The 304-nt window shown below is 53.6% G+C and carries 1 pseudogene; it reads left to right on the forward strand.

The window, feature by feature from the left end:
• Window positions 1-23: 23 nt before the first annotated feature.
• A pseudogene (locus NE473_RS31060) lies at window positions 24-304 on the forward strand (extracellular solute-binding protein); the annotation flags it as partial.

Genomic DNA, 304 nt, shown 5'->3' on the forward strand with positions numbered 1-304 from the left:
AGAAAGGAAAGAGAGGGAAAAAAATGAAAAAAAGACAGGTAATGAGTTTGGTACTGGCAGGGGTTATGGCGGTCTCTTTAACTGCCTGCGGCGGAGGAACCGGGGGAACAGCTGATAAGGCAGAATCCGGACAGACGGAGGCAGGAAAAGCCGAGGCTTCTTCCAAATCCGGGGAGAGCGTACCGCTTCGCTGGCTGACGACGGGCGACGCGGCGGCAAAGGCGATCAAAGCCGATAACAGAATAGTGGCAGCCATCAATGAAAAGCTGGGAATCAATCTGACTGTGGAGATTGTACCGGAGGC

This window comes from Hungatella sp. SL.1.14 (genome assembly GCF_024460495.1).
Lineage (GTDB): Bacteria > Bacillota > Clostridia > Lachnospirales > Lachnospiraceae > Hungatella > Hungatella hathewayi.